The following is a 6,385-nucleotide window of genomic DNA, read 5'->3' on the forward strand; positions in this document are numbered from 1 at the left end:
GTTCATGAAAAAAATAATTGAAAATTCACTTAACGAAATTTTATTAAACCTTACAACTTTTAAAGTAATTGAGGGAAAAGTAATAGTATCTAATAAAAAAAATATTACCAAACATTGTAAAAGGGTTGTTTATTTTATCAAGGATGGAGAAAATTTATCTGTAATAGATGACATAGATAGTTTCGGTTATCATATTGAAAAATTATATAAATTATTTGAAGATATTTCTTTGCAATATATTTACAATGACAAAAAAAGATCTCCTATTGAAATTGATGAAATGAGTAATTTCATTTTTCTTGATCATAATGAGGAATTGATATATGATAATTTATTAGCAATATATTTTATGAATGAAAACTTCTTTTTTGACTTAAGAGATGAAATTTATGATAACATTGAACTTATAAGTGATTACATATACAAATATTATCCATCGGAAAATATAAAAATATTACACAGTCTGGAACTAGAAAGAAACATCACAAAAAAATTTAAAGCCAATGATTATAAATCTTTGAATAAACTTAAATCAAATTCATCGGATAGAATAAGTGAAATAATATCATTATTAGATAAATATGAAATTCAATATAAACACCTCAGTCATAAAAAATTCTATAATACTATTACGGAAAAATTAGGGTTATCAGAAGCCTCTTTAGTCACATCTAATAATGTTTTTCGTGAGTATAAAAATGACAATGGATGATAAATAATATCTCAACTAATGTTGTGAAACAGAAAAATTTATTTTTTGTAAATTACAAAAAATAAATTTTTCGTTTCACACCTTTGTGTCACAATCAATTTAAAACAAAAAAAACGTTGTATTATGAACACAGAGTTAGCAAATCCTTTAGATCCTTTTTGGAAAAAAATCATTTTACTATCTCAAAAGGTTGAAGAATTGGAAAATGAAATAAACCAATTAAAAAAAATTGAAGACCCAGACAAACAATACACAATGGGTGATGTCTGTCAATTGATGGGATTAAGCCGTACTACAATTTATCGTTACATGAACGATGAAAACAACCCACTTCCATGTAATAGAGTTGGACGAAGAACCTTATTCAGATACAAAGAATTGAAAAAATATTTCAATCTATAATATTTTTCATTCTGTACTAATCGTTAGGTGTGACCTAAAAAACAAGATTAGATAAAAAAGAATTTCAATATAAACATGTTGGCGATAAAAAAGCGAAAAATTTATTTTTTATCGCCTTCCTTTTTACACCCTAATTTTTAGGGTAAAGTAGTAAAAACAAACAAATTATAATTGTGTAAGGTTGATAGATGGCGTTTTTATATCGTGTGATGATCTTTCTAAACAATGGCGTGAAAGAAAGATAGGATTTTCATTTGCTGGAAATGAAGAAACGGGGGAATTATACCCCGTTCGTTCTGCATGGTATAAAGGCTTAAAATTAATAATTAGAGAAAGTAAGGGCAAAACGTATTGTGAAATAAAAGGAAGTTTACACAAGTTCTGGAACGATGGTGAACACAATTCAGATACATACACCTATCAAAACTATTTAGACACGCTTCCCAAGTTACAAAATGAATTAGGTGTAAACCCTTCATTTGCTCGATTACACAATTTAGAATACGGGATTAATGTCAATACACCAATACAAGCCGAAAAGGTTTTGAAAGGACTTATAGCTTATAAAAACAAAGGCTTTGAAGGTGTAACCATTGACAATAAATTTTATTACGCTTCAATCTCCAATAGACAATACAAAATAAAAGCCTATGATAAGGGTAAACAACAACATAAGAAGGATAACGGGAAAACCTTAAACCGTAAATTATTACGCTTAGAGTTCCATTATAACAAGATGGAACAAATAAATAAAATGGGTGTGTATACGCTTCAGGATTTAGCAAACAAAGAAGTATTTGCAAAGTTTGGAGAACGTTTATTATCTGTTTGGGGTGATTCTGTTTTTATAGATAGGTCTAACAATTCCATGCGTTTAAAAGAGATGACAGAAGCCAAAAGAACACGCTTTTATAGTCTCCTCGATTCTAAAAGATGGAATGAGTTTACTAATGTTCAAAGAAGCCGAAAATTAAAGGTATGGCGTGAATTGATGGTAAGTTATTCTAATTCATTGGTGCAAACATCAATCTATAAAAATATTGAATCAGAATTAGGAATAGTTATAGGTGAAAAATGTATACAAAATGACCACTTTTTAAAGATGGTAAAAGTTAAAAAAGTGGGATCAAATAAAAATGAAAAATGTATACAAAATGACACATTATGTAAGGGGTCATTTCCCAACATTTCCCCAACTTCAAAAACAGAAAAACCAAAACAAAAAAAATGTATACAAAATGACCACCAAAAAGATTCAAAAAAATGTGCTTGTTGTGGAGCTGACATCTCCCACAAATACATAAATGCAAAATATTGTTCCAGGGCATGTAATAACAAGTACAACCGAAACAAAAGAAAAAGGATAAATGAAACATTGAAGAAAAAAGAGATGCCTATTCTTAATAAGATTTTGAAGGAAATAAATAAAAATGGGTTTAAACTTCTTATTACTTATACAAGTAAAAGAAAACGATATAAAATACAGCTCCAGCAAAAAGAAGTGTTTGCTTCTTCTAAATGGATAAGCAAAATAAAAGAGGTGCAAGTATGGACCAATAAGAAAGGAAACAAAAGAATAGTACTTACAGGAACAAGAGCAAAGAAGATAATAAGAGTAATAAATAAAATGAATCAAAAAAAATAGATATCCTATATCAATAGTTACAGAGTTTAGATATCTAAAAACCGAGTAAAATAATGGCCACTATGTTTCACTAAGGTTTGAAAGTACACGATCTGAAAATAGGAGTAGTAATACAACAGGAATAGAAGACCGGTTTTATAATTCAGTTAAAGAAGCTGCTAAAATGTATAATAAGCTGAAAGAAAAATATAATTTATAAATAATCATGAGTAATAGAAAGAGTTACAATACTAATGTGAAACCAATAATAACGGAAATAGAATTTTATTCATTAATGCTAAAATCAAATTTTGGTTCTAAGTTAATAGAGATTATAAAAGGTTATCAAGATGATAAAAAAATCATGAAAATTATCTATAACCATTCTTTAAAAATGTGTAGTAATAAAAAAAATATTTACTACCGTATCAATTCAATTTGTAGGGAAATTTACTGTGATATTAAGAACCTTAAAACGTTACAGGAACAACGACAAAAGATATATGAAAAAACTTATAAAGTTAGTCTTTTGTAGGAATAGAAAGAAGACAAGAATAATAGTACTTATACAGGCACAAAAAAATATATTGAAATAAGATGGAGTTAATTAAAATTCAAGAAAAAGAAGGGAAAAAGTTAGTAAATGCAAGGGATTTGTATTCTTTTTTAGGAGTAAAAGCAGAATTTACAACATGGATAAAAAGAATGCTTGATTATGGATTTACAGAGAATCATGATTACAGTTCATTTGACAAAATTGTCAAACGTGAAAAAGGTGCAACAACCCTTAAAGAATATGCTATTACATTGGATATGGCAAAAGAAATTTCAATGATTCAAAGAAGTGAAAAAGGAAGAAAAGCAAGAAGATATTTTATTGAATGCGAAAAGAAACTAAATAATAAATTTGCTATTCCTCAAACATTAAAAGAAGCCTTATTGTTAGCATATAAACAGGAAGAAAGAATAGAACAGTTAAAAGCAAAAGAAAAGGTTGCAGATAGATTACTAAGTAGTTCTATTGCTGTATCATTAGGTGAATTTACAAAATGTTATTGTGATGAATTACACAATATTGGTCAAAATCAATTATTCAAGTTATTAAGAAGCCGAAAGCATTTAATTAACTGTAAGGACTCTCTTAAACACAATACCCCATATCAAAAATATATAGATAGTGGATATTACCAAGTAATTCAAAGACCATATAAGAAAGGGGATGAAGATAGTTATTCTCTTCAAACTTTAATCACTCCAAAGGGGCAAAATTGGATATTAAAAAACCTTGATAACCTATTAGAAGCAAACAGGCAGGGTTGCAAGTTTAGTAAAAAAAACAATAGATAAAAGATGTATATGTCAGTCATATATGAAATTCAATATATACAAAATAGATCACCCCAATAATAATTTAAGTCTAATAGTTACTTTCTAGGGTTTACTAGTTCAGTAATATAGAAAATAATGATACTAATTATATATATCATTGGTCACAGTAATTTAATAATTTATTCAATAATCAACTTTGTTAAAATGAAAATAAAGAAACTCGAAAATACAGTAGTTAGAAAACAAATAATAGAAACTACTATTTCAGATATTAAAAACATAATAAATGAAAAAGACATGATAAAAAATTATTTATCTTCTATAGTACTATTTGAAGATAAAGATATAAACTCAAATATATATGATATTATTTTGGGTTTTAATGGTATTGAATCAATTATTTCTAAATTCAATAATAAAGTAAATACTATTATTATTATGAATAACCTGAACCAATTAATAAGTAAAATAGGTCATACTAATAGTAGTTTTGGAGGGGGTTTTTTGAATGATATTGAATTAAACCCTGATAGACTTGATAAAAGCCTATTATTAAAAAATTATTTAGTACGAATCAAAGACATTAAAAATAATGTTCATTTTAAATATATTAAATCTGACTGGACAATAGATTTAAAAATGATTGAAGATGAGGCCATTAGTAAAACAACTATTAATATTACTGATGAACACCAGAAATACATAAATGCTTTAATCAAAATGAAAGAGGTAAAAAATATATTAAATAGCTCTCCTGGTAAATTTGAAAAAGTATTTGAACAGGTAAAAAATAATAAACTAACCAATTCTGATCAATTCAATGAGTCTGATTTATATAGAATCATAAAAAATGACTTTGATTTATATGTAGTGTAGAAATATATCCCCTTCTTTCTTTTAAAATAAGAAGGGGTGATTTTCATTTATTGATAATAAATAAAAACTGAATGAGTACAATTAATAACTTAATCAATACTGAAAATAGACATTTTATATGTAATAAGACTATATTGAATAATTTTCTAAAATCATATTACCAGTTTTTTAAAAAAAACCATTTCGATAAATGGAATCATAGGGAAAGGTATAGTGAGGATGTATACCAAGATCTATTAGAATCATTATTCATTTCTATTTCTTCCAAAGGTTTCAACTTTAATAATATTCCTTTAATCACAAAAGGAATGAAAAACAAATTTAAAAAAGAATACAATAAATTAAATTGTACTACGGATAAAAAGATATTTATTTATGTGTATAATTTTTTAACCTCAAAAAATCGTTATAATGGATTAATATATAAAAGTGACCGAGGGCTAAACCCTATCGATTTATCACTTAGTGAATATATATCTTCTCCTAATTTAGATCATGTATTTGAGAACGCTTCTTTCATACATGAATTATATACATATTCCCCTATAAAACAACAAATATTAGATTTTATAGAATTATTAATGGGAAATTATAAAGATTATAAAAGGCTTTTAGATAGTTACTCAGGTGTTGGTAAAGAAAATATTGAAAAATACAAAGTTTCAAAACAAGCATTACAACAAAAAAGAAATAATGATACTAAGTTTTTAAAAAATATTATTATTGAAAATGCGCTATTTTATTTAGACCAAAAAAATAATAAATATAAACTTCTAAACAAGAAAAATAAGCATCTATCTAAAAACACTAATATTCTTAGAGAAAGAGTACAAAAAGTTGTTTCTGAATTTATTGATAATATTAATTCAGAACATGACACTACATTTTATGAAATTAAATAAATTTAATTATGAATAATCAAACCGAAAAGGATATAAAAAGAATATCCGAATTAATTGCTTTTCATGGGTCATATGAAATGGCTAAAGAAGACATTGAAAATGGCGTAATTTTGGACGATACGACAAAAGTTGAAAGAGCAAAAGAATGTATTAATGACACTAAAAAATCGAAAGTGACTACTTACGAAAAAAAACTAAGAATACTAGTCGGGTTAAAGAATTAAGAAAAATTGTTTAGAATTGTTGTTTATATAAGGGGTGGGGTAATGATTTATTTCATTACCCACTTTTTTATAAAAAACTAGAATAACATTTTATCATAAAAAATAAATCACTCGCTTTTATTTAAAAAGTATATGGAAAAAGAACATACGACACCTATTCAATGGTATGAAATGCCACCCAGTTATTATAATACTATTCTAAAACAGTAAGCAGTCGGGCAACTCCATCTATCATCCTATAATCCCACGCATTAATTTTACGACATAATCAAACACAACAATTATGTCAAGAAAAGAAGAAATGTACGCTCCGCTC

Annotated in this window: 7 protein-coding genes; all 7 read left to right on the forward strand. The window is 26.4% G+C overall.

What is annotated here, in order from left to right; translation table 11 throughout:
- Nucleotides 1-4 precede the first annotated feature (4 nt).
- The gene (locus NH26_RS10305) at nt 5-712 is read left to right on the forward strand and encodes a hypothetical protein (protein WP_044229224.1); all 708 of its coding nucleotides are present in this window, start codon (nt 5-7) and stop codon (nt 710-712) included.
- Between the two features lie 123 nt (nt 713-835).
- Entirely contained in the window at nt 836-1,114 is a 279-nt protein-coding gene (locus tag NH26_RS10310; protein ID WP_044229227.1) for a helix-turn-helix domain-containing protein, read from the forward strand.
- 181 nt (nt 1,115-1,295) lie between these two features.
- The gene (locus tag NH26_RS10315) at nt 1,296-2,759 is read left to right on the forward strand and encodes a hypothetical protein (protein ID WP_044229230.1); all 1,464 of its coding nucleotides are present in this window, start codon (nt 1,296-1,298) and stop codon (nt 2,757-2,759) included.
- Between the two features lie 576 nt (nt 2,760-3,335).
- Nucleotides 3,336-4,085, forward strand: a complete 750-nt coding sequence (locus NH26_RS10325) for an antA/AntB antirepressor family protein (RefSeq protein WP_044229236.1) — start codon at nt 3,336-3,338, stop codon at nt 4,083-4,085.
- A gap of 186 nt (nt 4,086-4,271) precedes the next feature.
- The gene (locus NH26_RS10330; RefSeq protein WP_044229240.1) at nt 4,272-4,943 is read left to right on the forward strand and encodes a hypothetical protein; all 672 of its coding nucleotides are present in this window, start codon (nt 4,272-4,274) and stop codon (nt 4,941-4,943) included.
- Between the two features lie 308 nt (nt 4,944-5,251).
- Complete coding sequence (locus tag NH26_RS10335) at nt 5,252-5,845, forward strand: hypothetical protein (protein ID WP_139262988.1); 594 nt, start codon at nt 5,252-5,254, stop codon at nt 5,843-5,845.
- Between the two features lie 8 nt (nt 5,846-5,853).
- On the forward strand, nt 5,854-6,069 hold the full coding sequence (locus NH26_RS10340) for a hypothetical protein (protein ID WP_044229246.1): 216 nt from the start codon (nt 5,854-5,856) through the stop codon (nt 6,067-6,069).
- Nucleotides 6,070-6,385 lie beyond the last annotated feature (316 nt).

The sequence above is a fragment of the Flammeovirga pacifica genome (assembly GCF_000807855.2).
Classification (GTDB): Bacteria; Bacteroidota; Bacteroidia; order Cytophagales; family Flammeovirgaceae; genus Flammeovirga; species Flammeovirga pacifica.